Source organism: Putridiphycobacter roseus (genome assembly GCF_003234935.1).
GTDB lineage: Bacteria > Bacteroidota > Bacteroidia > Flavobacteriales_D > Crocinitomicaceae > Putridiphycobacter > Putridiphycobacter roseus.
In genome coordinates, this window is sequence record NZ_QKSB01000003.1 from 1 (window position 1) to 25,020 (window position 25,020).

At 34.0% G+C, this 25,020-nt stretch carries 24 protein-coding genes and 1 tRNA gene; 21 read left to right on the forward strand and 4 right to left on the reverse strand.

The annotated features are described in order from the left end of the window. Positions 1 to 307 precede the first annotated feature (307 nt). Complete coding sequence (locus DNU06_RS06340) at positions 308 to 697, forward strand: hypothetical protein (protein WP_111062404.1); 390 nt, start codon at positions 308 to 310, stop codon at positions 695 to 697. Between the two features lie 72 nt (positions 698 to 769). Next, positions 770 to 1,492: a DUF3291 domain-containing protein gene (locus tag DNU06_RS06345; protein WP_146239166.1), complete on the forward strand. Its 723-nt coding sequence runs from the start codon at positions 770 to 772 to the stop codon at positions 1,490 to 1,492. A gap of 54 nt (positions 1,493 to 1,546) precedes the next feature. Here the strand turns inward: DNU06_RS06345 and DNU06_RS06350 are convergent, their stop codons facing one another. Beyond that, positions 1,547 to 2,881, reverse strand: a complete 1,335-nt coding sequence (locus DNU06_RS06350; RefSeq protein ID WP_233502972.1) for an MgtC/SapB family protein — start codon at positions 2,879 to 2,881, stop codon at positions 1,547 to 1,549. Between the two features lie 341 nt (positions 2,882 to 3,222). Here DNU06_RS06350 and DNU06_RS06355 point away from each other — a divergent pair, with 341 nt between their 5' ends. The 14 genes from DNU06_RS06355 (at position 3,223) to DNU06_RS06420 (ending at position 15,289) form a co-directional block, all read left to right on the forward strand. Then, positions 3,223 to 4,617, forward strand: a complete 1,395-nt coding sequence (locus tag DNU06_RS06355; protein WP_111062407.1) for an alpha/beta hydrolase family protein — start codon at positions 3,223 to 3,225, stop codon at positions 4,615 to 4,617. A 255-nt stretch (positions 4,618 to 4,872) separates the two neighbouring features. Then, positions 4,873 to 6,180 carry a TolC family protein gene (locus DNU06_RS06360; protein ID WP_111062408.1) on the forward strand — a complete coding sequence of 436 codons (1,308 nt, stop codon included), beginning with the start codon at positions 4,873 to 4,875 and terminating at the stop codon, positions 6,178 to 6,180. A 12-nt stretch (positions 6,181 to 6,192) separates the two neighbouring features. Then, positions 6,193 to 7,368, forward strand: coding sequence for an efflux RND transporter periplasmic adaptor subunit (locus DNU06_RS06365; protein ID WP_158526834.1), 1,176 nt, complete (start codon positions 6,193 to 6,195; stop codon positions 7,366 to 7,368). Between the two features lie 2 nt (positions 7,369 to 7,370). Then, entirely contained in the window at positions 7,371 to 8,108 is a 738-nt protein-coding gene (locus DNU06_RS06370) for an ABC transporter ATP-binding protein (RefSeq protein ID WP_111062410.1), read from the forward strand. Next, a complete protein-coding gene (locus DNU06_RS06375) occupies positions 8,105 to 9,322 on the forward strand; it encodes an ABC transporter permease (protein ID WP_111062411.1) in 1,218 nt (405 codons plus the stop codon). The genes DNU06_RS06370 and DNU06_RS06375 overlap by 4 nt, the downstream gene beginning before the upstream one ends. A gap of 227 nt (positions 9,323 to 9,549) precedes the next feature. After that, positions 9,550 to 10,341 (forward strand): DUF2490 domain-containing protein, encoded by a 792-nt coding sequence (locus tag DNU06_RS06380; protein WP_111062412.1) that lies wholly within the window; start codon positions 9,550 to 9,552, stop codon positions 10,339 to 10,341. A 39-nt stretch (positions 10,342 to 10,380) separates the two neighbouring features. Next, positions 10,381 to 11,088 carry a GNAT family N-acetyltransferase gene (locus tag DNU06_RS06385; RefSeq protein WP_111062413.1) on the forward strand — a complete coding sequence of 236 codons (708 nt, stop codon included), beginning with the start codon at positions 10,381 to 10,383 and terminating at the stop codon, positions 11,086 to 11,088. Between the two features lie 262 nt (positions 11,089 to 11,350). Then, a complete protein-coding gene (locus DNU06_RS06390; RefSeq protein ID WP_111062414.1) occupies positions 11,351 to 11,656 on the forward strand; it encodes an ArsR/SmtB family transcription factor in 306 nt (101 codons plus the stop codon). Positions 11,657 to 11,708: 52 nt separating this feature from the next. After that, the gene (locus DNU06_RS06395) at positions 11,709 to 11,945 is read left to right on the forward strand and encodes a thioredoxin family protein (RefSeq protein WP_199398997.1); all 237 of its coding nucleotides are present in this window, start codon (positions 11,709 to 11,711) and stop codon (positions 11,943 to 11,945) included. A gap of 6 nt (positions 11,946 to 11,951) precedes the next feature. After that, the gene (locus DNU06_RS06400) at positions 11,952 to 12,359 is read left to right on the forward strand and encodes an OsmC family protein (RefSeq protein WP_111062416.1); all 408 of its coding nucleotides are present in this window, start codon (positions 11,952 to 11,954) and stop codon (positions 12,357 to 12,359) included. Next, positions 12,352 to 13,326, forward strand: coding sequence for a permease (locus DNU06_RS06405; protein ID WP_111062417.1), 975 nt, complete (start codon positions 12,352 to 12,354; stop codon positions 13,324 to 13,326). The genes DNU06_RS06400 and DNU06_RS06405 overlap by 8 nt, the downstream gene beginning before the upstream one ends. Positions 13,327 to 13,411: 85 nt before the next feature. Further along, a complete protein-coding gene (locus tag DNU06_RS06410; RefSeq protein ID WP_111062418.1) occupies positions 13,412 to 14,116 on the forward strand; it encodes a formylmethanofuran dehydrogenase subunit E family protein in 705 nt (234 codons plus the stop codon). A 24-nt stretch (positions 14,117 to 14,140) separates the two neighbouring features. Then, the gene (locus DNU06_RS06415) at positions 14,141 to 14,581 is read left to right on the forward strand and encodes a nitrophenyl compound nitroreductase subunit ArsF family protein (protein ID WP_111062419.1); all 441 of its coding nucleotides are present in this window, start codon (positions 14,141 to 14,143) and stop codon (positions 14,579 to 14,581) included. Then, complete coding sequence (locus tag DNU06_RS06420) at positions 14,582 to 15,289, forward strand: aromatic aminobenezylarsenical efflux permease ArsG family transporter (RefSeq protein WP_111062420.1); 708 nt, start codon at positions 14,582 to 14,584, stop codon at positions 15,287 to 15,289. A 988-nt stretch (positions 15,290 to 16,277) separates the two neighbouring features. Here the strand turns inward: DNU06_RS06420 and DNU06_RS06430 are convergent. Continuing rightward, positions 16,278 to 16,362: transfer RNA gene (locus DNU06_RS06430), tRNA-Ser, on the reverse strand. 184 nt (positions 16,363 to 16,546) lie between these two features. Here DNU06_RS06430 and DNU06_RS06435 point away from each other — a divergent pair. After that, the gene (locus DNU06_RS06435) at positions 16,547 to 19,012 is read left to right on the forward strand and encodes a PKD domain-containing protein (protein ID WP_146239167.1); all 2,466 of its coding nucleotides are present in this window, start codon (positions 16,547 to 16,549) and stop codon (positions 19,010 to 19,012) included. Here DNU06_RS06435 and DNU06_RS06440 read toward each other — a convergent pair. Continuing rightward, entirely contained in the window at positions 18,985 to 20,193 is a 1,209-nt protein-coding gene (locus DNU06_RS06440; protein ID WP_111062423.1) for a TIGR03862 family flavoprotein, read from the reverse strand. The genes DNU06_RS06435 and DNU06_RS06440 overlap by 28 nt on opposite strands. Positions 20,194 to 20,331: 138 nt before the next feature. Here DNU06_RS06440 and DNU06_RS06445 point away from each other — a divergent pair, with 138 nt between their 5' ends. The 4 genes from DNU06_RS06445 (at position 20,332) to DNU06_RS06460 (ending at position 23,967) form a co-directional block, all read left to right on the forward strand. Next, complete coding sequence (locus tag DNU06_RS06445) at positions 20,332 to 20,604, forward strand: hypothetical protein (RefSeq protein ID WP_111062424.1); 273 nt, start codon at positions 20,332 to 20,334, stop codon at positions 20,602 to 20,604. Between the two features lie 114 nt (positions 20,605 to 20,718). Continuing rightward, the gene (locus DNU06_RS06450; protein WP_111062425.1) at positions 20,719 to 21,318 is read left to right on the forward strand and encodes a gluconate 2-dehydrogenase subunit 3 family protein; all 600 of its coding nucleotides are present in this window, start codon (positions 20,719 to 20,721) and stop codon (positions 21,316 to 21,318) included. Beyond that, positions 21,315 to 22,994, forward strand: coding sequence for a GMC family oxidoreductase (locus tag DNU06_RS06455; RefSeq protein WP_111062426.1), 1,680 nt, complete (start codon positions 21,315 to 21,317; stop codon positions 22,992 to 22,994). The genes DNU06_RS06450 and DNU06_RS06455 overlap by 4 nt, the downstream gene beginning before the upstream one ends. A gap of 79 nt (positions 22,995 to 23,073) precedes the next feature. Further along, on the forward strand, positions 23,074 to 23,967 hold the full coding sequence (locus DNU06_RS06460; protein WP_111062427.1) for a DUF3078 domain-containing protein: 894 nt from the start codon (positions 23,074 to 23,076) through the stop codon (positions 23,965 to 23,967). A 383-nt stretch (positions 23,968 to 24,350) separates the two neighbouring features. On the opposite strand, the gene DNU06_RS06465 is transcribed toward DNU06_RS06460, so the two are convergent. Further along, positions 24,351 to 24,995 (reverse strand): LolA family protein, encoded by a 645-nt coding sequence (locus DNU06_RS06465; protein ID WP_111062428.1) that lies wholly within the window; start codon positions 24,993 to 24,995, stop codon positions 24,351 to 24,353. Positions 24,996 to 25,020: the final 25 nt, after the last annotated feature.

Genomic DNA, 25,020 nt, shown 5'->3' on the forward strand with positions numbered 1-25,020 from the left:
ACAATGATATCATTGTTCAGCTTTAATTAATAAATTTAATCCTTTAATAATCTGTATCGATTATTTAGGACTAGACAAAATAAGGTAATATAAAAGGATAAGAAATAAAGACTAAATTAGAAAGGCTAATTTGTTTTAAGTCTAAGCTGTGCGATACTTATTACCTTGAAAGTAACCCATAGTCCGGAGCTAAGTCTAGCTTTATTTCTAGTAAATTAATAAAAATCATATACCAAAAAAATATGAGCTCTTTGTATAGTAATTACTACATTTGAGGCAAGCAATAATTTATTGAAATAAAAGTAAAATGATAAAACACATACTTAAGGAAAACCTCATTAGTATCTCTATTCCAAAAAAAGACTTTTCATACAGAATTCCTGTTGAAAAGATTGGTAATACGGTGGATTGGAAAATAGGAAAAAAAAATGAGGAAGGTATTGTTATCAAAAATGTTTCGGCATGGACGCTTCAATTATTTACCAAAAATGTTACAGAGGAAAAGTACGTGAATCAATTTAAAAATATTGTGCAAGAATTCTCGCCTAAAAATAGCATTGATTGGGAGGATACTTTTTTGGCAGTAACGATTCAAAATAGATACAATTGGTTAATGACAACAAATGCAACTGCAGCTAACAAAATGGAAGAGCAAGACATTATTGCTGACTTGAAAAAGAAGTATAAACTTAGCTAAGAAGTACAAGTCTTCTTAAAGTAACCGTATCAAATCGTATATTTATTGCTACATTAAGCATAAAACCATTTGATGAGTACACAGATAACGACCATGACGCTTTTTCGATTTAATAAGAGAAGTGATAAATGGTGGGCATTTAAAATGATGAGACTTGCCATTCCTAGGCTAAAGGAGATAAAAGGATGTACCTTTTTTAAGGTCCTAGGAAGTGGGGCTGGAGAAGGTTTCTCTATATTGCCAGATTTCGGAACTTACGGAATTTTGCAAGTCTGGGATAATGAATCAGTAGCAAATGCCTTTTTTAAATCCGCTGAAATTTTTAAAGAATATCTCCATCATTCTCAAGAACATTGGATCACTTATGCTAAAAATATATCCGGCAGAGGAACATGGTCCGGCGTCGCACCTTTTGAACTAAACGATACAATCGACCCGAAGAATAAAGCCATGCTTGTGATTACCCGTGCTACTGTACGTTTTCGTAGTTTATTAAAGTTTTGGTCCCTTGTACCCATGTCACAAAAATCTTATTTGGGGAATACTGGGCTTTTTTACACGAAAGGTGTAGGAGAGATTCCCATTGTTGAAATGGCGACTTATAGTTTATGGCAGTCAGAAGCTGATTTAATTAAATTTGCTCGCGACCCAAAAGGGCATGGAAAATCTTCGAAACGCGCACAGCATAAAGATTGGTTCAAAGAAAGCTTATTTTCCCGTTTTCAACCTTATAGAATGGAAGGGACTTGGGCTGGTCTAGATTTCAAAAAAATACAACTTCATTTTAACCTCTAAGTAAACTATAAATCTGTTTTCTAATGTTTCTACTGAAGAATTACCTCCCAATGATCAATAGTTTAAAATTACAAAACCTAAGAGACCAGCTACAAAAATAAGTCCGTATCCGATCAGAATATATTTCCTTAAAAGTTTACTCCCAGTCCAAAGCGCTATACCAATTTTTACGAGGGTATTACACAAAGTTGCAAGTAAAATGGCGTTTTGTGCGATTGATATAGACAAAGATTCCCCTGCTAATTTAGATACAGATATGGTTATCGCATCTATATCGGTTAATGATGCAATGGCACTAGATATAAAAATTCCCTTTGTTCCAAATTGTTGGTTGGCATAACTGACTAAAAACAATATGCCTGTATATAATATGCCAAAAAATAAAGCCTCTTTCAAGTTTAATGCTTCTCCAAGTGGGAATTCTGTTTTAACTTTCGCTTGTGTTTCTTGTTTTTTATAAAAGTAAATGGATATGCCTATGCCTGTGATAAAAATTAAAGCCATAGGTAGAAGTAACCCTGAAAGTAATTCTCGGTTAAAAATACTTACCCAAACTACTACCCGGACTACCATGATTGTAGAGGCGGATAAAATGGCTATGGCACAATTTTTAGACAAAGCAGGTACCTCTTTACTCTTTTTCGAAAAGACCCATGTAACTACGGTACTAGAGACTAAACCGCCAAGAATGCCTGTAAATAAAATGCCCCTATCACTTCCTAAAAATTTCATGAGTAGGTAACCCGCAAATCCAAGTCCCGAAGTAAGTACGATAACCCAGCCTAATTCTCTTGGGTTAAAAACAGCATAGGGACCATAAGTTTCATTTGGTAAAAATGGGAATATTAAAAGCGCGATAACAACAAATTTGATAAAGGCATATAATTCAGAAGGCGTAATTTGACCAATGATGCGCTTTAATTTTACCTTTAAAGATAACAGTACCACTAAGATGACCATAATACCAAGACTTTCCTGAATAAAACCTGAAAATGTGGTAACTCCTAATAGGTATGCCAGTAAAGTAGCAAATTCTGTGGTCCCTCCAATTTCTCCCTTACGGGCACTTATCCAATAAGAAACGGTGACCATACTTAATGTAGCTAAAAAGCCAGCGAAAATAATCCATGGCGTATATATTTCACTAACAAATGCAGCTAAAAAACCTAAAATAACAACTAAGGAAAAAGTACGTACTCCAGCAAAGTTTTCCCCCTTTTCATTTAAAGCAGCATGTTCTCTTTCTAATCCAATGACAAAACCAATGCCAGCCGAAATTAATAATCGAATGAAAAACTCGAATTGTGTAATTTGAAAACTATCGGTTTGAATGACAAAGGCTTCTTCCATGGCGTTAGTCAAAAGTATCCATGAAAACTTAAATGACACCTGATTTTAGTCATTTAAATTAATTTTTTTAACTGTCATTTTACATGTGTTATGGTGTAAATAGATACTATTTTCTTTTTTAGAAAGAATTTTTCTATACTTATCGACTTTGTTTATAAGTGTTTATCGTGTTGTTGCTATTGGTGACCATTTTTTATCCTTAAAATTAAGGCGACATATAACTATGCATGGTAAGTTCGTTTTTATCCTTTATGGGATAGATACTATTTAAAGAACACTTCGCTTAGTTGCTATAATTATTTTATCTTAGTATTTTGGAGGCATCCACCCGATAAAAGCGGTAAAGTTTGCGGACGAAAAAATGTTGTAAAATAAACCATATGAAAACTTTTTTAATCTTATTCGCCAGTCTAATTTCCACTTCGTTGTTGGCACAAAATATTACTGGACAGTGGAACGGTCTGTTAAAAGTACAAGGAGTACAACTTAGATTGGTTTTTAATGTTGATAAATCTGATAATGGGTATACCGCTACCATGGATAGTCCAGATCAAGGTGCAACTGGAATACCAGTTACGCAAACCACCTTTGAAAACCCAACCATAAAATTTGAAGTAGCAAGTGCCGGACTGGAATATATAGGGGAGTTGAAAGAGGATGAAATTATTGGGGTTTTGAAACAAGGAGGACAAGAGTTTCCGATTGATTTGTCGAGGACCAAGATAGAAAAAGAAACAATTAGAAGACCACAAGAGCCGATTGCGCCTTACGATTATTATCAAGAAGCGGTAACCTTTCCTAATAAATCCGCAGATATTACCTTGGCTGGAACTTTAACCCTTCCAAAAAAGAAAGGAAATTTTCCTGTCGTGGTACTTATTTCAGGAAGTGGACCACAAAATAGAGACGAAGAATTAATGGGACATAAACCATTTTTAGTTTTGGCAGATTATTTAACCAAAAATGGGATTGCAGTTTTAAGGTATGACGATAGAGGTGTCGCAGAATCAACAGGTGATTTCAAGTCCGCTACTTCAGCTGACTTTGCAACGGATGTAGCAAGTGCCATAACTTATTTAAAAACTAGAAAAGAAATTAATAAAAATAAAATTGGCCTGATTGGGCATAGTGAAGGTGGCTTGATTGCACCCATGGTGGCTTCAAAATCGACAGATGTGAGCTTTATGGTGTTGTTGGCTGGACCTGGCATTAAAGGGGATCAGTTGTTATTATTACAGCAAGCTTTAATCACTAAAGCTTCTGGTGTATCGGATGCAGAAATAAAAAAACTGACGGATACTAATAAACAGTTATTTGAATTGGTAAAAAAAGAGGATGATCTAGAGAAATTAAAATCCAATTTATCGCACTTTTTTCGTACTACTTTAGAAAATGATTCCTTGATGGAGATCCCAAGCAACATGAGTAAAGAAGATTTTGTAAGTACGCAAATTAATCAAGTGATGAGTCCATGGATGCTTTATTTCATTAAGTCAGATCCAGCAATTACGCTAGAGAAGGTAAAATGTCCTGTTTTGGCAATTAATGGAGAGAAGGATTTACAAGTCTCTCCAAATGAAAATCTTACAGGCATTAAAAATGCTTTAGCCAATGGAGGTAATGAAAAAGTGACGACGAAAGAAATACCTAATTTAAATCATTTGTTTCAAGAATGTAAAACTGGGCTTCCAGCAGAGTATGCTACTATTGAACAAACTTTTTCACCTGTAGCATTGGCTTTAATTTTGAATTGGATACAATTGGAGGTGAAATAAATTCCTGCACTACCTGCCAGTACCTCCTTGTAAGTTCTATTAACGGATAGTTTAATAGGTTTTTACGTGTTGTGTTGTGTTGTGGTAACTAAAATTATTGTTTAGGTCTCTTTTAATTCATTAAATCATTAAATATACTGACCTGTATCAGCTACAATGGCATTATTTCATTCTAATTTTACGCCCTAGAATTATACTTGTCCATACAGCATAATGGAAAGTAGCACTATTGGTTAAAAATTTAAACTGGATAAAATGTGGCATAAAATTACCTTAAATACTATTGTTTTTTTTAGCTTTTCTTTTTTTAGTTTTGGTCAAGAAATACTTGATTTGGATGCTGCTGTTGCAATATCTTTGGCTAATAATTACGACCTTAAATTGGCAGAAAAAACCCTAGAGAAATCGGCAAATAATCAAAGTATTTACAATTCTGGTTTTTTACCAACAGCAACCCTCAGCGGTAACGGAAATTATGCCAATAGTAATTTAAAATTGACAGATAATGCAGCTAATGATATCGTGATTAATGATGTCGCCACTAAAAATTATAGTGGTTCGGTGGGGATAAATTATTTAATTTTTAACGGGACAAGAAAAGTGCAATATGACCAATTTAAAAAGATGTATGAACTGGCAGATGTGCAACAAAAAAGACAAGTTGAAGTTACACTGATTAATGTTTATAATTCATTTTTTAACGTGGCAAGAAATCAAGAACAAAAATATACACTTGAAGCCGCTTACCAAGATTCCAAGGAAAGACTGGAAAGGGTAAAAGCCCAATTTACTTATGGTAAAAAATCGAAACTAGATGTGCTAAATGCAACAGTAGATGCGAATTCTGATAGCATTCAAATCTTAAATATTAACCTGCAACTTATAAAAAATAAAAGGACTTTAAATTTTCTTCTTGGAAGGGATATTAACTATCCATTTGAAGTGAACACAGCAGTAGTTTTAGACGAGGATTTAGCCTACGAAGTGCTGTATGAAAATATGCTAAAGGGGAATATGCAATTAAAAGAGTCGGCATTTAATATGGAAGTTTTAAACTATGACTTAAAGAAGAGCCAATCAAATTACCTTCCTTCCTTGTCTACATCAGTTTCTTATGGTCTAAATTATGGCGATAATGGACCAACAACCGTATACCCTTATCAAGTTAGCAATGGACTAAGTGCGGGTTTATCTTTGAGTTGGAATATTTTTGATGGAGGTACGACTAAAGTCAGGGTGCAAAACGCAAAAATAGATTTAGAAGCACAAGTTTTAAATGAGGAAATATTAAAAACAACACTTGAAAGCCAACTGGCTAATTACTGGACGGAGTACATTACCCAAAAAATTATCATAAGAAATGAAGAGTTAAATGTGGTGGTAAGTGAACAAAATTTTCTAAAATCAAACGAACAATTTGATCTCGGACAGATATCCTCTTTTGATAACCGACAAGCACAACTTAATTTAATTAATACCCAATTGAATTTATTAAACGCAAAGTACAATGCAAAATTATCGGAATTACAAATGAAGATAATGACTGCAAATCTAATTAAATAATTAAAAATGAATATGCAAAAGAAGAGAGTAAGGAGCATAATAATCTGGAGTATTGTAGTGATTTTACTTGGCTTATTTGTGTACAAACAGTTCATTCAAAAAGATCCCGTTTATATAGCCATTCAAAAAGAAGTGACGCTAGAAGAAACTCTTTATGCAGAAGTTTCGGCAACTGGAACTATTAATCCTATTGAACTCGTGGATGTTGGGACGCAGGTTTCAGGAATCATTTCTGAAATATTAGTAGATTTTAATGATCGCGTAAAGTCGGGACAGGTTTTAGCTAGAATGGATAAACGAATCTTAACTTCTTCTTTAAAGGAAAGTAGGTCCAACCTTTTGAAGGCGGAGGTAACCCTAAAGCAATCGAAGCGAGAACTAGATAGAAATACCAAACTCTTTAGTAAGGGGTTTATTGCAGAAATTGAATTGGAAAATGCGCAATATGATTTTGACAACGCTGAAGCAACTTATAATGTCGCAAAACTTCAATTGGATAAGAATGAAGTTAATTTAGGCTATGCAAATATCGTTTCTCCCATTGATGGTATTGTAATTTCCAAAAATATTGATGTCGGTCAAACCATTGCCGCTTCTTTTACTACGCCAATTTTGTTCAGTATTGCGAATGATTTAAAACAAATGAAAATTGAAGCAAGTGTGGATGAGGCAGATATTGGGATGGTAAAACCTGGTCAAAAAGTATTTTTTACGGTTGATGCTTTTCCCGAAGACTTATTTGAAGGGGTGGTAAAACAAGTACAATTGGAACCTACTGTGATCCAAAATGTAGTTACTTATAATGTGATTGTTATTATTCAAAACCCAGATTTAAAACTAATGCCTGGAATGACAGCAACATTAATTATTCGGACTAAAGAAAATCCTGTCTCTTTAGCTGTACCTAATGCGGCTTTATCGTTTTTTCCGAGTGAAGAAGACATCAAACAGTTAAATAAAAAGCATTTTAAAATAGAAGCATTAAACCAAACTGATAAAAGTACTGTGTGGGTCATAAATGAACAAAAAATGAGTGAAAAAAGTGTGCTTGTTAATTTTACCAATGGTATTCGATCTGCTATTTCTGGAGAATTAAATGCTGGAGATTCTGTCATTACCAATATTAATATGACTATTGGGGAAAAGAAAAGTGGTAGCTTTTTTAGTGAAAACAAAGAGGAAAAATAAAAATGGCTAAATGTGTAATTGATATTAACCACATCACAAAAGTGTTTAACCCTGGCGAAAATGAGGTACGGGCACTGAATGATGTCTCTTTAAAGATTTTTGAAGGGGAATTTGTTTCCCTCATGGGAGCAAGTGGTAGTGGAAAATCAACTTTGTTGAATATTTTAGGATGCCTAGATCAGCCAACTTCAGGGACTTATTTTTTGGATGGCGAAGAAGTTAATGGCATTTCAAAAGCTGCTATTTCGAGAATTAGAAATAGAAAATTTGGTTTTGTTTTTCAAGCTTATAATTTATTACCCAAGACTACTGCATTGGAAAATGTAGAACTTCCTTTATTATATAATAGTGATATTAGTAGTAGTTTGAGACGGAAAAAAGCCAAGGAAGCACTTGTGAGCGTCGGATTGGCAAAGCGAATCTATCATAAAACAAATGAATTGTCAGGTGGGCAACAACAAAGAGTAGCTATTGCTCGAGCCTTAGTAAATGAACCAAAAGTGATTTTTGCAGATGAGCCTACTGGTAATCTAGATTCAAAAACAAGTTATCAAATAATGGAACTTTTTCAAAATTTAAATGAAAAAGGAATTTTAATTGTAATGGTGTCTCATGAACCCGATATTGTAGAAATGTCAAAAAGAAAAATTATTCTCCATGATGGAAAAGTGATAGAAGATGATGAAATAATTAACCCGAAAAATGCACACGAATTATTTGTGGCCGCCAATAAAAAATGAAAATATTAGATCTATTAGCATCTGCTTTACGCTCCATTAATCGAAACCGATCTAGGTCTTTACTTACCATGCTAGGAATAATAATTGGGGTTGCCTCGGTGATTGGTATGCTTGCGTTAGGAAGCGGTGCAAGTGATAGTATTAAAGGGGAACTGGGTAAGCTTGGTACTAATTTAATCATGATTCGACCAGGTGCCGATCAACAAAGAGGTGTTAGTTCAGATGTTACTAATGCTGAAGTGCTGAAGGAAACCGACATCAAAGCAATTCTTAATTTATGTCCCACAGTAAACTTTATCTCTCCTGTAGTCCAAACAAAAAGTCAGGCTGTTTTTGGCTCCAATAATTGTCGACCTTATGTAACTGGTGCGTATAGAGATTATTTTTTCATGAATAATTATGCCATTAAATTGGGACAGTTGTATGATGATAGAACCGGTAAATCATTACAAAAAGTTTGTGTGATTGGAAAAACTGTTGCGGAAGACTTATTTGTCAATGAAAAAGAAGCAGTGGGAAATATTATTCGGATTGATAAAATTCCATTTAGAATTATTGGTGTCTTGGAAGAGAAAGGAGAAACAATGGGGATGGATGGCGATAATATTATTATCGCTCCATTTAGAACCGTTCAAAAACGTTTATTAGGTTTATCTTATGTACACGTAATTCATGCGGCAACTAAAGATGAAAATGATGTGGATAAAGCAGTTTCTGAAATTGATGACGTGATGCGTGGTTTTCTAAAAAAGGTAAGTGGTGGAGAACCACAATATCAAATTGCTACCCAAAAAGAAATGTTAGATGTCATGGGGACTGTACTAGATATGCTGACTTTATTGTTAGCAGCTATTGCAGGTATTTCTTTAATTGTTGGTGGTATTGGAATCATGAATATCATGCTAGTATCGGTTACGGAAAGAACACGTGAAATTGGCTTGAGATTGGCTGTCGGTGCGCCCTCTAATGTAATACTCTGGCAGTTTTTAATTGAATCTATTGTGATTAGTTTAATTGGGGGCATTATTGGAATATTACTCGGTTATGCCTTGGCCGAAATAGGAGGGAATGTTATGGATATGGATGCAGAAGTAACCATGTCTTCCGTTTTAATGGCTTTTGGATTTTCTTTTATGGTAGGTATCATTTTTGGTTTTTTTCCTGCAAGAAAAGCCGCAAAATTAAATCCAATTCAAGCGTTGAGACACGAATAGAATTTTTCAGATTATCCCTTTATGCATGGACCAGCTTTTGATCCTTGTGATCTGTTACAAGTAACGCTTTTCCCTTTGCCGGTTTTTATAAAAGAGACATTCTTTTTGTATAATTTTAGGCGCCAAAAAATAAAAAGACGCTCAACCATTTGAGCGTAAATTTTAACATCCAAAATTTATACAGATTCTATCTTTTATTTTGTGACTTATTATATAAAAAATTAAAAATGAAAGTTCATCTTGACCAATTAATAGGTCTTCTCTTTTTTACGCTGCTGTGTCAACCAGTATGCTGGTCACAAATATCACCACCCGGTCTGGGCAAAGTAAATGCTGCAGAATGGATGGCCGTTGGGTTAAAACAAAAAATTGGTACTAAATGGCATTTAAATGCAGCAACCTATTTTGGAATGGGTCGAAGCAGTCTTCCCGATAATTATAATCCTTTTAAAAGGCCTGTATTATTTGTTTTAAACCAAGAGTTTAGTCATTCCTTTAAAAATAAATGGACGTATTCAGTTGCGGTAAGCGCAAGAATTCAAGAAAGGTATAATTCAACTTTCCCTTATGAATTAGCTAATCCAGCAGTAAAAAAAGAACGCCGTTTTTATAGTCGTTTTACTTACGCTAAAGCACTAAATAAGCTAAAATATGCTTTCACCTTTCGACCAGAAATGCGATTTTTTAATTATGCATTGGTAAATGTAAATCTCGAATCTGCACAACTCCGTTTTCGTTTTAATGCTAAAGCATATTATTACTTGAATACTTTAAAAACACATAAATTAATTTCAAGTGCAGAAATGCTTTTTGCAAGTAGTAAACGAATAAATGAAGACTGGGGTCAATTGGGATATAAGGAATGTCGATTTTGTTTGTACTATTCCATTTATATACCCAAACAAAAAATGGAGATAAATTTTGGATATATGAACGAAATTATTGACCTTTCAAATGTTACAGATGTTAATTATTTGGCTTTTGATGTCACCATCATTGATCCATTTCATTTGAATTAGTTATTTTGTAACGACATGTATCCATTAATAAAAATATAAGTGACTAATATTTTAGACTTAAATAAGTCACAAATTATAGGATTGAATAAAATAGTACCAATGGAATGGGACTTTGATTATGAGTCTTTTTTAGAAACATACGTGGATGAAGATTTTTTTAAAGCTTTTTTAATAATTGAAAATGAGGAGGTCGTTGGGGCTGGAAGCTTGTTAGCAAAAGGACGTGTTGGTTGGCTGGGGAATATAATGGTGCATCCCAATTTCAGAAACAAGGGCTTTGGTAAATTAATTACCCAACATTTAATAAACGAATTAAAGGGGAAGGGATGTAAAACCCAATTATTGATTGCAACCCCAATGGGAGCTCCTCTCTATCAAAACTTTGGTTTTAAAAAGAGGAGTAAATATTTAGCTTTTAAAACATGGAAAACTATTCCCTTTCCTACAACAAAAAATATCAGAAACCTACGTGAAAAAGACTTAAATAGGGTAGTGGAAATAGATCAAATCGCTAATGGTGAGGATAGAAGGCATTTAATCCAAAAATTTTACCACAAAGGATTGGGCTATTTTAATGAAGAAAATAAATTACGTGGTTTTTATTTACCCTGTTTTGCAAGAGGTCCTATTATTGCAATGGATAAAAGTGCTGGATTAGCTTTGTTACAATTAAAACACAGCAAGGTAGGACAAGTATCTTTAATTCCAATGGAGAATATTCCAGCGATACAATTATTAAAAAAATAGGGAGTTAAATCGGGTGAAAGTTTTAGTAGAATGTTACTGGGGGAGGATAACAATAGAGACCCTAAACTTTGCTATTCCTATGCTAGTGGTTATTGTGGATAATAAGCAGACATTTTATTTAAGTTGCTTTCCTTAAAGATCTAAATATTTGTAACCTCTATTATGAAGACTATATCTACAGCTTTCAAACATATGTCATACCTATTTATGACAAAGCTCAATTTATAACTAATCGCTTAATCGTATATTTACGATAAGGGATATGAAAAGAAATATTGAGACAATTATTTACAAAGAAAATACAGAAGCTTTAGCCAAAATAGCAAAAGCCTTGGGGCATCCGACAAGGATTGCAATTTTAAAGCATTTGGATAAACAGTCCTGCTGTTTTACTGGTGACCTAGTGGATGTTTTTCCTTTGGCGCAATCTACCATTTCTCAGCATTTAAAAGAATTAAAGAATGCAGGACTAATCCAAGGAGAATTAGAACCGCCTAAGATAAAGTACTGTATTAATCCAGAGAATTGGAAAGCTGCAAAATTGCTGTTTCAACAATTTTTCGAATGATATTATTTATTATAACCTTTTCGTTTACAGACGAAAATTAAATACAATGACCATGCAAAAAGTAATTAAAATTTTAGGGACTGGCTGTCCAAAATGTAAAGCAATGACCGCTGTAGTAAAGGAAGCGGTAGCAGATAATAATATAGATGCTAGTATTACAAAAGTGGAAGATATAATGGAAATAATGAAATTTAATATCATGACAACACCTGCTTTGGTCATTGATGATGTGGTTTCCATAAAAGGACGAGTGCCTTCAAAAAAAGAAGTGGTAGATCTTTTAAAATAAAGGAAGATGATTTATCAAATTCACGCGGCCTCTATTTCTAACCAAGATGCGGAAATAAAAATAAAAGAATCTAAAATAGATTTTGGAACCACAACCAAAACTGCGAAAATTTTGCCAAATCCAGCAGAATTATTCTTAGGATCATTTGCAGCTTGTATGTTGAAAAATGTAGAAAGGTTTTCTTTAATGATGCAGTTTACTTTCTTAAAAGCAGAAGTGGAAGTGAAGGCAATAAGATTAGAAAACCCACCAAGAATGGAGAATATATTGTATGAATTAACCATTTATACAGATGATTTAAATATAAATACAGTATTATTAAAAAAGAATATTGAAAACCACGGTACCATTTACAATACCATAAAGTTATCCAGTAAAATTTCCGGTACCATAAAGACTATAAAAAATGTTTAATTGGTTGCAAAATTTTTCAGACTGGTTGATCTATACTATTTTTAATGTTGGTGAAGACACCCATTTAGGTACAGCGTTGAACTTCTTTGTTTTTGATACATTGAAAATTCTAATTTTGCTATTTATAATTGTGTTTTTTATGGGGATTGTAAACGCTTACTTTCCAATTGAAAGACTGAAAAATTATTTAAATAAGAAAAAACTATATGGTTTGGAATACTTTTTTGCTTCCATTTTTGGTGCCATTACGCCTTTTTGTTCTTGCTCTTCCGTCCCCTTATTTATAGGGTTTGTACAAGGTGGAATTCCTTTAGGTGTTACTTTTTCATTTTTAATTACCTCTCCTTTGGTAAATGAAGTTGCGGTAGCTATGTTTATTGGCATGTTTGGATTAAAAGCGACCATAATTTACGTGGTATCCGGTATTATTTTAGGGACAATTGCTGGTTGGTTACTTGGTAAATTTAATCTAGAATATTTACTTTCTGATTGGGTGAAAAAAATCCTTGAAAATAAAATACAACATAGGGAGTACGCAGGTGAAAAAAGGACTTTTTACCAACGTATTCCAGAAATTACAAAAAGTGCTTGGGATATTGTAAAAGGGGTTATTGTTTATGTCATTATCGGAATTGCTATTGGTGCGGCAATGCATGGTTATGTCCCTGAAAACTTTTTTAATCAATATTTAGGTGGTGGAGAATGGTGGACTGTGCCACTTGCCGTTATTCTTGCTGTTCCTATGTATGCCAATGCTGCAGGGATTGTACCTGTCATTCAGGTTTTCGTCGCCAAAGGAGTTCCGCTAGGCACGGCAATTGCTTTCATGATGGGCACTGTTGGTTTATCTATTCCTGAAGCGACTTTACTTAAAAAGGTGATGTCCTTAAAATTGATAGCGATCTTTTTTAGCGTGGTAACAATCTGTATCATTTTTTCAGGTTATTTATTTAACCTTATTTTATAAAAATGGATGAAGAACGATCATATAGCATTAAATTAATGCAACGCTTTGTGAAACCTAGTAATTAAGAAATAAAAATAAAAATGTAATGACCAAAAATAGCTTGTACGCTTTGCTAATGCTTATACCACTGTTTGGTTGTCAATCAGTAGCAAATAAGCAGGTAGATAAAGACCGTATTGTAATTGAAGAAAAATTACCAATCATCAAGGTGTTGGATACCGATTTTTCAAAAGGAAGATTGACTTTAGTACACGAGATAAATCTGCATGATCTAGAAAAATTCCATGGACATTTATGTGACGGACTAGTGGTAGGATTTCTCGGTATACAAGAAGGTTTAGAAGTTCTTTATCCAAATGGTGTTATTGACCGGACAAATACAAGAATTGTTAGCAAAAGTTCTCCTTGTCTTACTGATGTCGCCATTTATGTAACAGGAGGAAGATACCAGTATAACTCATTTTATGTGGATGATGAAATACAGAATGGTTTCTATATTATACAACGTAAGGACAATAATGAATCTGTTAAGGTGCAATTAAAAAAAGGTGTTAAACCAGCGCAAATTGATGTTTTAGGGGGGAAAGCTATACTTGGGGATTTGCCACCTTGTGCATTAGATACACTTAAATTTTTAGAAGATGAATTTTCAAAAAAATTGCTATCCACGAATCCAAAAGAAAATTTTTCTATCACGAAATTAAAGGATTTCAAATGGAATCCTATTTTAAAAAATACTTATATAAAAACAGATATAATAAATAAAAATAAATCAAAATGCACCAAATAATAAACAATATTAAAATTTGAAACTATGCGTAAAACGATTAACTTTTTGACCTTATTTAGCCTCGGGATAATATTTATAGCTTGTAATGAACCGAAAAAAATAGAAGAACAAGCGCCTGCAAAAGACATTTCAAAAATTGAAGTATTAGACTTTCATTCTACCCATAGATGTATGACTTGTAATGCGATTGAAGCAAATACAAAATATACTTTAGATACTTATTTTTCAAAAGAAATGGCAAATAACAGAATTACCTTTCAAACGATTAATGTAGATGATGTCGAAAATGAGGCAATGGCGATAAAATTTGAGGCCGCTGGCACAGCTTTGGTCTTGAATGTAATAAAAGATGGAAAGGAAACACAAATTGATTTAACTGATTTTGCGTTCATGAATGGTAACGACCAAGAAGTATTTTCTAAAGCATTAAAAGCTAAATTAGAAACAGCACTTAAATCAATCTAGATGGATTTTTTACAATCTCTTTTAGAGAATTATAATATCCCCATTCTAACGGCTTTTGTACTCGGCTTAATGACCGCTATCAGTCCTTGTCCACTTGCTACTAATATTACAGCTACGGCATATATTGCTAAAAATATAGCCAATAAAAGAAAGGTTTTTATTAGTGGATTACTTTATTCTTTAGGGAGGGCTTTTAGCTATACGGTTATTGGATTAATATTATATTTCGGTGCTAGTAAGTTCCATGTAGCTCGGTTTTTTAATCAAAATGGTGAAAAGTTCCTTGGTCCATTATTAATTATTATTGGATTGATTATGCTCAATGTAATCCAACTTAAGTTTTTGGGAAAGTTAAATTTTCAAGAAAAACTAGCTGAAAAATTTAAAGATAAAGGCCTTTTGGGTTCATTTTTAATCGGTGTTGTATTTGCTTTAGCTTTCTGTCCGTATAGTGGTGCATTATTTTTCGGCATGTTAATTCCCATGAGTATTGCTTCGGCAGATGGGCTCTATTTACCTTTCATTTTTGCTTTTGGTACGGGTTTACCTGTGATTTTATTTACTTACTTGCTTGCATTTACTGCAGGTAAAGTAGGAGCCTTTTACCATAAGATTACAAAAATTGAAAAAGTATCTCGTATTATAGCTGGCTGGGTTTTTATTGGTACAGGTTTATATTATGTTTCCATTTTTATGGGAGTATTTTAAACGATAGTCTCCTAGTACCCCCTGAAAAATTCAATGTACAATTAGTTTTTAATTGCTCAATTACAAAAGATGTGAGGGGTATTATTCGTAGGAAAGGGATAAATGTATTCGGATTTTAAAATAAGTATAGCAATATATAGGTTTTATTCTTATTCATCCATAAGAATGGGTAAGCGCAGGTGAGTAATTGGTTTTTCTCAAACTTCGTTTTTTGAGTTTTGGGGTTTCTCTCAAACTGCGTTTTTCGAGTTTTGAGGATTTTCTCAAACTGTGTTTTCGGGTTTTGGGGTTTTTCTCAAACTGCGTTTTTCGAGTTTTTGGGTTTTCTCAAACTGCGTTTTTCGGGTTTTGAGGATTTTCTCAAACTGTGTTTTTCGGGTTTTGGAGTTTTCTCAAACTGCGTTTTTCGAGTTTTGGGGATTCTCTCAAACTGCGTTTTTCGGGATTTGGGGATTTTCTCAAACTGCGTTTTTCGAGTTGGGGTTTTTTCTCAAACTGCGTTTTTTGGGTTTTGAGGATTTTCTCAAACTGCGTTTTTCGAGTTTTGGGGATTCTCTCAAACTGCGTTTTCGGGATTTGGGGATTTTCTCAAACTGCGTTTTTCGGGTTTTGGGGATTCTCTCAAACTGCGTTTTTCGGGTTTTGGGGTTTTGGGGATTCTCTCAAACTGCGTTTTTCGAGTTTTGGGGATTCTCTCAAACTGCGTTTTTCGGGATTTGGGGATTTTCTCAAACTGCGTTTTCGAGTTCTGAGGATCTTCTCAAACTGTGTTTTCGGGTTTTTGGTTGATTAATTCCTTATCCTCATTTCATTCGGATAAGTTCATTGATCCCATTTAGGGGGAGAGGATGCAATCAAAAAGTCTACAATTGGCGAAAAGCCAATTGTACTTTTATTTTTTGTCATTTTAATTCCTCAAACTACGTTTGGGAATTAATCTACCAAAAAATAAAAGTCTATTTGCAAATGCAAATAGACTTTTTGATTGCAGTGAGGAAGGGATTCGAACCCCCGATACATTGCTGTATACACGCTTTCCAAGCGTGCGCCTTAAGCCACTCGGCCACCTCACTATAATTGAAGGGCACAAATATGCAAATAAATTTATTGACTTGGTTAAAAAAAATAACATTTTATTAACACTTAGTTAGATATTAAAATCTTTATATTTGCAGAAATTTTGTTTTGATAACCTAGATGAATGATAATAAAACTCATTCTGAAACCATTACAAAATAGTTGAGTGAAAATATTTGTGTGAAAAATTATTTTTTTAGTTTATTAAAATCTTACCTATTTGTTTTTTGTCTTTTCGGGATGCAATGGTCTTCTTTTAGTCAAATTGTAATCAATGCTAATGGATGTTCTCCTTTAGAATTATTTGATACTTCTAATCCTTGGATTATGGGTGGGTCAAATTCTTCTTGGACCTGGGCGAATCCAAATAAACTCCAAATCATGGACGATATTAGTATAGGGGGCAAAGCAATTCTTTTAGGTGGTAATACACCTACATCTACTTATAATACGAATGAAAATTCTTGGGCCATGAGTCCAGAGTTTGATCTTTCTGCTGTTAATAATCCATTCATTAGTTTTAATTTTTTCTGGTCAAATGAAGGAAGTGATAACAATGATGAAATTTGGATGGAATACAGTTTAAATAATGGTGGAACATGGGCTGAATTAGACCCGTCTATTGGTACTGGAACTTGTTACGATCAAAATTGGTATAACTATCCAGATAACTGGGGTGGAAATAATGGCGGATGTTCTTCTGGTACCGGTGGTCCAACAGATTGGGTTTCGGTTAGAAAATGTATCAACCTCTTATCCAACGAACCTAGCGTTCGCTTTAGATTTAGACTTTCAGCGAACGGTTCTTGTGAGAATTATGGTGCAGCAATGGATAATTTTCAAGTGTGTGATGTAACTGTCACTGCTGCTGCTACCTACCAATGCGGTCCACAACCTTTTGAAATTGAATTTACAGATGCCTCTTTTATTTGTCCAACGGATTGGCAATGGGATTTTGGAGATGGTTTTACTTCAACAGTTCAAAATCCAATACATACTTACGCGCAAGCTGGTACTTATCAAGCTACTTTAATTGTTGGTACTTCTACTGTTTTGTCAAGTGCATGTGGTGGACCAGTGCATGATACACTTCATTTTAATGTAGATGTTTTTGAACTTATTGTGGATTCCTTATTCAATGCTTCCTGTATAGGGAGTGATAATGGACAAGCATTTATTGGAAGTGTAGGAATGAGTACAGCGCTTGATTATGCATGGACACCAGCTCCTGGAACAGGTCAAAATACAAATATTGGTGGTGGATTGTCCCCCATAACTTATGCTGTAGTTGGAACTAGTCAACTTAGACCTAGTTGCGTTTCTACTATTAGTTTTAGTATTACTGAACCTACACAAATTTCTGCGGTTGTAACATCCGTGAATTCAACATGTACTGGTCCTTGTGATGGATCCTTAAGTGCTGTAGTTTCTGGTGGTACTCCACCGTATAACGTAGTTTGGCAACCTTTGAACTTAGTGGGAAGTACGGTTCAAAATGTTTGTCCCGATACTTACGATTTAACCATTACGGATAGCAATGGTTGTGTAGAAACTATGGTGAATGCAGCTACAATTACTTTTATTACCAGTGCAATGATTATTCCTATTGCAGATGAAGATGTTTGTCAATTGGAACAGTTAGCAATCCCTCCTTTTGCTTATAGTACCACTAATACAAATGCAACATGGGAAGTGCTAGAAGGTATAGATGTTGGATTTGGAATTACGGGCTCAGGAAATATTCCGAGTTTTAATGCCATTGGTACAAATAGTTTATTGACTGTGAATATAAAAGTGACCCCTGTTGCTAATGGTAGTTGCATAGGTATAACAGATACTTTTAAAATTAATATCCATCCAGCTCCAATAGTTGATTTTTCTTCAGCAGATACGGCTGGTTGTGTTTCGAAAGAAGTAAATTTTAACCTTCTAAATTATAACCCTAATTATACTTATTTTTGGGATTTTGGAAACGGTCAGTCTGACTTTAATGCAAATACAGGGACGCAAAGTTATAACAGTGGATCATATGATGTTTCTTTAAGTGTGGTGACTAATTATTGTGCCACTACTTTGGTTAAAAGTAACTACATTAATGTGTATCCTGCACCCAAGGTAGACTTTAGCTTTTCTCCTGGAAAAATAGATCCAACGAATCCGCAAATATATTTTAATAACTTATCTGAAAATGCCAACACTTACGCTTGGGACTTTGGTGATGGAATAGGAGCAAGTACTACCGAATCTCCGACTTATATTTATGAAAATAAATCGGCAGATTCTTATATCATTAATTTGGTGGCATCCAATGCAAGTTGTTCTGCTGAAATTAGTAAATCCATATTCTACGAAGAAAGCGTGTTGATATATGTTCCTAATGCTTTTACACCAGATAATAATGGAAATAATGATAGCTTTAAACCGATTGTAGAAAGTGGTATTGATATTTATGACTATGAATTAAATGTCTTTAATAGATGGGGGGAACTGGTTTTTCAATCTTTTGATCCTGTTTATGGCTGGGATGGCTGTTATGGTAATGATTGTGATCAGCCTCTTGGTGTTTATACGTGGAAAATATATTATCATTTAGAAAATAATGCCACAAGAAAAGAACGCTATGGTACTGTCTTATTATTAAAATAATTCGCTAAATAAGTACCCATGGTAAAACAACCTTGGAGTAAGTAACCTCCTGTTGGGGCATCCCAATCCAACATTTCGCCTATTACAAATTGATTTGGTAATTGCTGTAATTCAAAATGAGCATTGACCGATTGTAATGCTACGCCACCAACTGTTGATATAGCAGCGTCTATTGGTCCTAATGCATAAATTTTAAGGGGAATGTTTTTTATTAAATGAGCTAATTGGTCCGGATCAGTATAGGTAAATTTATCTGAATTAAACCGGATAAGTTCGAGGGCTACTTTTGTTAGTTTTAATTGTTGCTTCACATGAGCAGTCCAATTACCATTTTTAAACCCAGCTAGTTTTTCAATAATTTTGTCAATTGTGATTCCTGGTTTTAAGTCTAAATACACTAAAGCAGTACCATTTGTATTTAAGGATGTTCTGACGTCATTACTTAAAGCGTAAATTGCATTTCCTTCCATTCCATTCTTCGTAACAACAAGTTCTCCTTTCACTTGTTGCTGAGACGATTTAACGGCAATATTTTTTAAAGGAGTACCTGCAAATAAGCCAATATTGGAGTGCGACCAATCGATTAGCATTTCGCAATTCGAGGATTGAAATGGATGACATGTAATGCCTGCCTTTTGGAATATATTCAACCAATGACCATTTGATCCTGTTTTTTGCCAACTATTTCCTCCCATGCAAAATACTGCCATGTCAAAAGCAACTTCCTTTTGATCATTTTCAGTTTTGAATAACAGCTTTGTATAGTCTGCATTCCAGCCTTGCCATTTGTGAGCACTAGCAATGGTAATATCCTTTTCTTTAATTACCTTCAATAATTCATTTAATACTTCAATAGGCTTAATAGGGGGGACCGGAAAAACCCTTTTACTGCTTCCAATAAAGGTTGGGATATGTAATTCTTTTAAGTAATGTTGAAAGAATAAATTGTCGTATTGTTCCAATTTATCGGATAGAAATTCAACCGGAATATACTTTTTTACCAACTGATTTACAGGGGATGAGTGGGTAAGATTAAACCCTCCATTACCAGCGACTAATAGCTTGCGTCCTAGCGTTTTTTTTTGTTCAAATATTTGAACCTCAAATTTTTGAGTATCGATTTGGGTAGCAAAGAATAAGGCAGAAGCACCACCGCCTATAATCGCAATTTTAGCTTTCATTATTCAAACTTAACCAATTGAAATAAGTTACAAAGGTTATATGGTCAATAATTTTATTAAAACATTGAAACCATTTTAAAATTTATTACGTATGTTTGCTATGAGCGCAAGCTTTTTATTTAACTTATTAAAACCAAAATGATGAAAAAGAATTTTTTAAACTTAAGAAAATTAGGATTAGTATTATTAGCTGCTGGAACAATGACATTTTATAGCTGTGAAGAAGCAAAAGATGCTGCAAATGATGCAACTGACGCTGTAACTGAGCATGCAGAAGCTGCTGTTGAGACGATAGAAGAAACTACTGATGATGCAGTTGAAGCTATTCAAGAAACTGCTGAAGAAGCAATGGAAGAGCACAAATGTGAAGAAGGAAAGTGTGACGAAGGAAAATGTGACGGTGGACACTAATCTTTAAGCATAAAAACTTATAATAAAAGCCTCGACAGTAATGTCGGGGCTTTTTTTGCTTAATTTATACTACATTTGAAAATATAATAGTACCTATAATAATTATTAGTCAGTATGTGCACAGACCAGGTTATTCAGCTAAAACAGCAAAAAGAAAGAAGGAAATTTATTAAGCAATTAACCATTGGTGGCCTGGTCTTAAATTTTGGTTTTTTAACCGCTTGTCAAGAAACCCTAGAGCGGCTATCTATAGAGAATGAGGTATTCACTACCACACAAAATAAAAACTTGTTAAATGTGTTAAATATTCTTTTTCCAGATGATGGTAACGGTCCTTCTATTCATGATTTAAATACTTTTCATCATATTTTATGGTCTATGAAAGACCCTTATAGTGATGGTTATTCAAAAAGTGTTTTAATAGAAGGCTTGGATAAATTAGAATCATCCATTTTAAGCAGTAAGCAGAAATCTTTTTTTCAACTCAGTATGGAGCTGCAAGAAGAGGAGGTTGAAAAGATGGTTAAAAAGGATTGGGGAGAACGTTTTTGTTCTATGTTATTGTCTTTTATTTTTGAATCTATTGCGATTGATGAAGCTTACGCTGTAAATACTGGTCAAGTGGGATGGAAATGGTTGCAGCACCAACCTGGTTTTCCCAGACCTACACCTAATGATTTATATCCATCTTTTATCGCCAACCATCAGTTATGAAAAAATACGATATATGTATTGTAGGTAGTGGGGCAGGAGCTGGACCCATCATTTATGAACTTGCAAAAGCTGGTTTTAAAGTCTGTGTATTAGAAAAAGGACCAGCTTTAGAAACTAGTGATTTTAGTAAAGATGAATATTTAGCTTGTAGAAAAGATGTCTATGCTTCTAATTTACAAAATGAATTTCATGAAATTGAAAGCTTTAGTAAAAGTCAAAAAAAATGGAAATTGGCGACTACTAAAGCTACAGGTCGAACTTATTGGAATGGCAATATGGTTGGTGGCTCTTCTAATTTGATGAGTGCTTATTTTCACCGATTGAAGCCAAATGATTTCAAATTATTATCTACTTATGGTAAAATTGAGGGGGCTAATGTGGCAGATTGGCCAATAGACTATAATACCTTAGAACCATACTACGCAAAAGTAGAGGAGGTAGTCGGTGTTTCTGGAGAGGTGAGACCACATTCTACCCAAGAACCAAGGTCCACTAAAGATTTTCCTTACCCGCCTTTAAAAACAAACTTAATTAGCGAGTGGTTGGATAAGGCCGCATTGGCTGAAGGTTATTCTATGGTGTCGGTAGCGAGAGGTATTATTTCCAAAACTACAACCAATAGAAACGCTTGCTATTATTCCAATTTTTGTGGTAGCTACGGTTGTTCATCTAATGCAAAAAGTAGCAGTAGAGTAGCTTTAATTTATCCTGCCATGGCTACAGGAAACTGTACTTTAATTCCAAATGCAAAAGTGTATAGATTGGAAACTGACGGTACAGGAAAAGTAGCAAAGGCTCATTATTATTTAAAAGACGAGAAAAAATCAATAGAGGCTGATATTTTTGTAGTAGCAGCACAAGCCATTGAAAGTAGTCGATTATTATTAATGAGTCGAGGTAAATTACATCCAAACGGTATTGGTAACCAGTATGCACAGGTAGGAAAAAATATAATTTTTTCAGCTGGTGGTATTGGCAGTGGCAATTTATTCGATAAAGACTTCTCTAAAGAAACCATTGCTAAAATTAAAACACCTGGTCTATGGGTGAATAGAGCAATACAACATTGGTATGAAATTGATGACCCCGCTTTTAATGGTAAAGTAAAAGGAGGAACAGTAGACTTTGTTTTTGAACATGCTAATCCAATGCCTAAATTGATGCGCCAAAAATGGGGGGATAATGGATTAGTATATGGTAGTAAACTGAAAGAAAACATTCAAGACTATTTCCTAGATCAAAGAAAAATAAAATTTGAAATATTTAACGATTGGCTCCCAACCGACAATTGCATGGTGTCACTTTCGGAAACGGAAAAAGACAAATGGGGAGACCCTGTTGCAAAAGTTAAAATTGGATATCATCCCCATGATCTAATCGTTGCGAGGTTTTTGGCAGATAAAGCGGAGAAAATTTTAGTAAATATAGGCGCTAAAAATATCAGCACAGGAATAAGCAGTACGCCTTCACCAAATTTAGTGGCAGGAGGTTGTAGATTTGGGGAAGATCCAAAAGAAAGTGTACTGGATAAAAATTGTAAAGTACACGATTGTGATAATTTATATGTTGCGGATGCCAGTTTCATGCCTACAGGTGGCTCTGTTCCTTATACCTGGACCATTTATGCGAACTCTTTTCGGGTGGCTGATGTAATTAAAAGGCAATTGACCATTTAAAGTTGTAAAAAATTGTATTCGACATTTAATTATAAAAATTATATCCCATATATTTGCAGTCTTAACAAACATTAACACTATGAAAAAAATTATTTTAGCAACAGCCTTTTTAGGTGCTGTTTTTTCGAGTCTTGGACAAGACACGGAAGAAACGCCTACAGATTGGACGTTTAAAGCAGTCGGTGGCTTAAACGGGACGCATGCCTCTTTTAAGAACTGGAACGCAGGTGGACAAAACACTATTTCTTGGATCGCATTGTTTGATGCACAAGCCAATTGGAAAAAAGATAAATACCGTTGGGAAAATGGATTGAATTTGGCTTACGGACAAAATAGAATTTTAAGAAATCCTTGGGCAAAAACAGATGATGTAATTGCATTGTTTTCTAAATTTGGTTATAACATTTATAAACCATTGGATTTAGCCCTATTGGTAGATTATAAATCACAATTTGACCTTTCTACTGCGGCAGATGGAAATATTCTATCCAAATTTATGGCTCCTGGTTATTTAACGATTGCCTTAGGACTAGATTATCACCCAAATGATAAATTTCAAGTATTAGTTTCTCCATTAACAGCAAAAATGACTTTTGTAAATGACTTTACATTGTCTCAAGCTGGTGCCTTTGGTGTAGAAGTTGGTGAAGTATTTAGAGCAGAGTATGGTGCTTTTATAAAAATGCTTTATACGGACAAAATCATGCATAACGTTACTTTTAAAGGTCGTTTGGAAATGTTCTCCAATTACTTAAATAATCCGCAAAATATTGATATTAATGCGGAGGTTTTATTTGATTTTAAAATTAATAAATGGTTATCTGCAAGCTGGAGTTCAACCGTGATTTATGATGATGATATTAAAATTCAACAGTTAAATGACGACGGTTCTAACTTAGGAACTCCTGTTGCATTAGCACAAATTAAAAACATTTTAAGTTTAGGTATTCGATACACTTTCGTGGATAAATAATTAAACAGAAAATTTTAAAAAGAACCTCGGTAAATTATTGCCGAGGTTTTTTTATGCTCTTTTTTTGGGAGTCGCTTCCATTTTTATTTGCAGTAGAAGTTGTGACTCGGTAAATAAAAGAATCTATTAAGGAATAACCTTAGGTTACATCACCAAGTAAGGTATATGGTCATCCATGTCTCAAATGAAGTGTTGGCTTAGTTATGTTACCCATACCATGTAGCTTTTTAACAATCTAGTCGTGACTAAAGAATGTAGTAGTACAATCATTAACCATGAATACTTTGAACAGATTGCAACCCAATTCTTGTACAAAGTAGGGTACAAAAAAAGCCCCGACATTTATAGTCGAGGCTTTTTGGTTTTAACAAGTATTTTATTATTTACTCTTTAATCAAGGTTACACCAGGATGTTTAGCTTTAACAAATTCAAATTTACTATCTGAAATGTTAATATTTGTTTCAAATGAACCTAAAGTATATTTTGTGTGCGAACCATCTTTACCTTTAATGTGCACGTTTACTACTTCGTTTTTGTTGGCGTCAATCAATAAGACAATTGTATGGTATTTACTATTTTTCTTATCTTTTGGGTATAAGTAAATTTCATGTACTTTTTTCCCTTTAAAGGTAGATTCTTTACTGTATTTAAAAGTAAATCCATCTTCCCAAATCGTGATTAATTTGCTAGGTTTTAAAACTTCATCTTCCTCGTCTTCAGCATCTCTTTCATAACATTCATTGTCTGATTTTAAATAAGTCCATACTTTTTCACCATTCGAAAGGATTTCTTGCTCGTTGGTGGTGATTAAATATTTATCTCCCTTTAAATATGCGTCCCCTTTTTGAGTAATCGGTGCTCCTTCTGGAGATACAATACTCAAACTGTAAGTTAGCTTAATGGTTTTATAAGTTTTGGTTACTGCACTTACTTTATCTAAAATTGCTTTTGCTTTTGTATCCGTTTGACTGTAGCTGTTTAGACCGAATCCGACTAAAGCAACCATTCCTAATATTAATGTTTTCATAGTGTTTTTTGTTTACGCAATTATA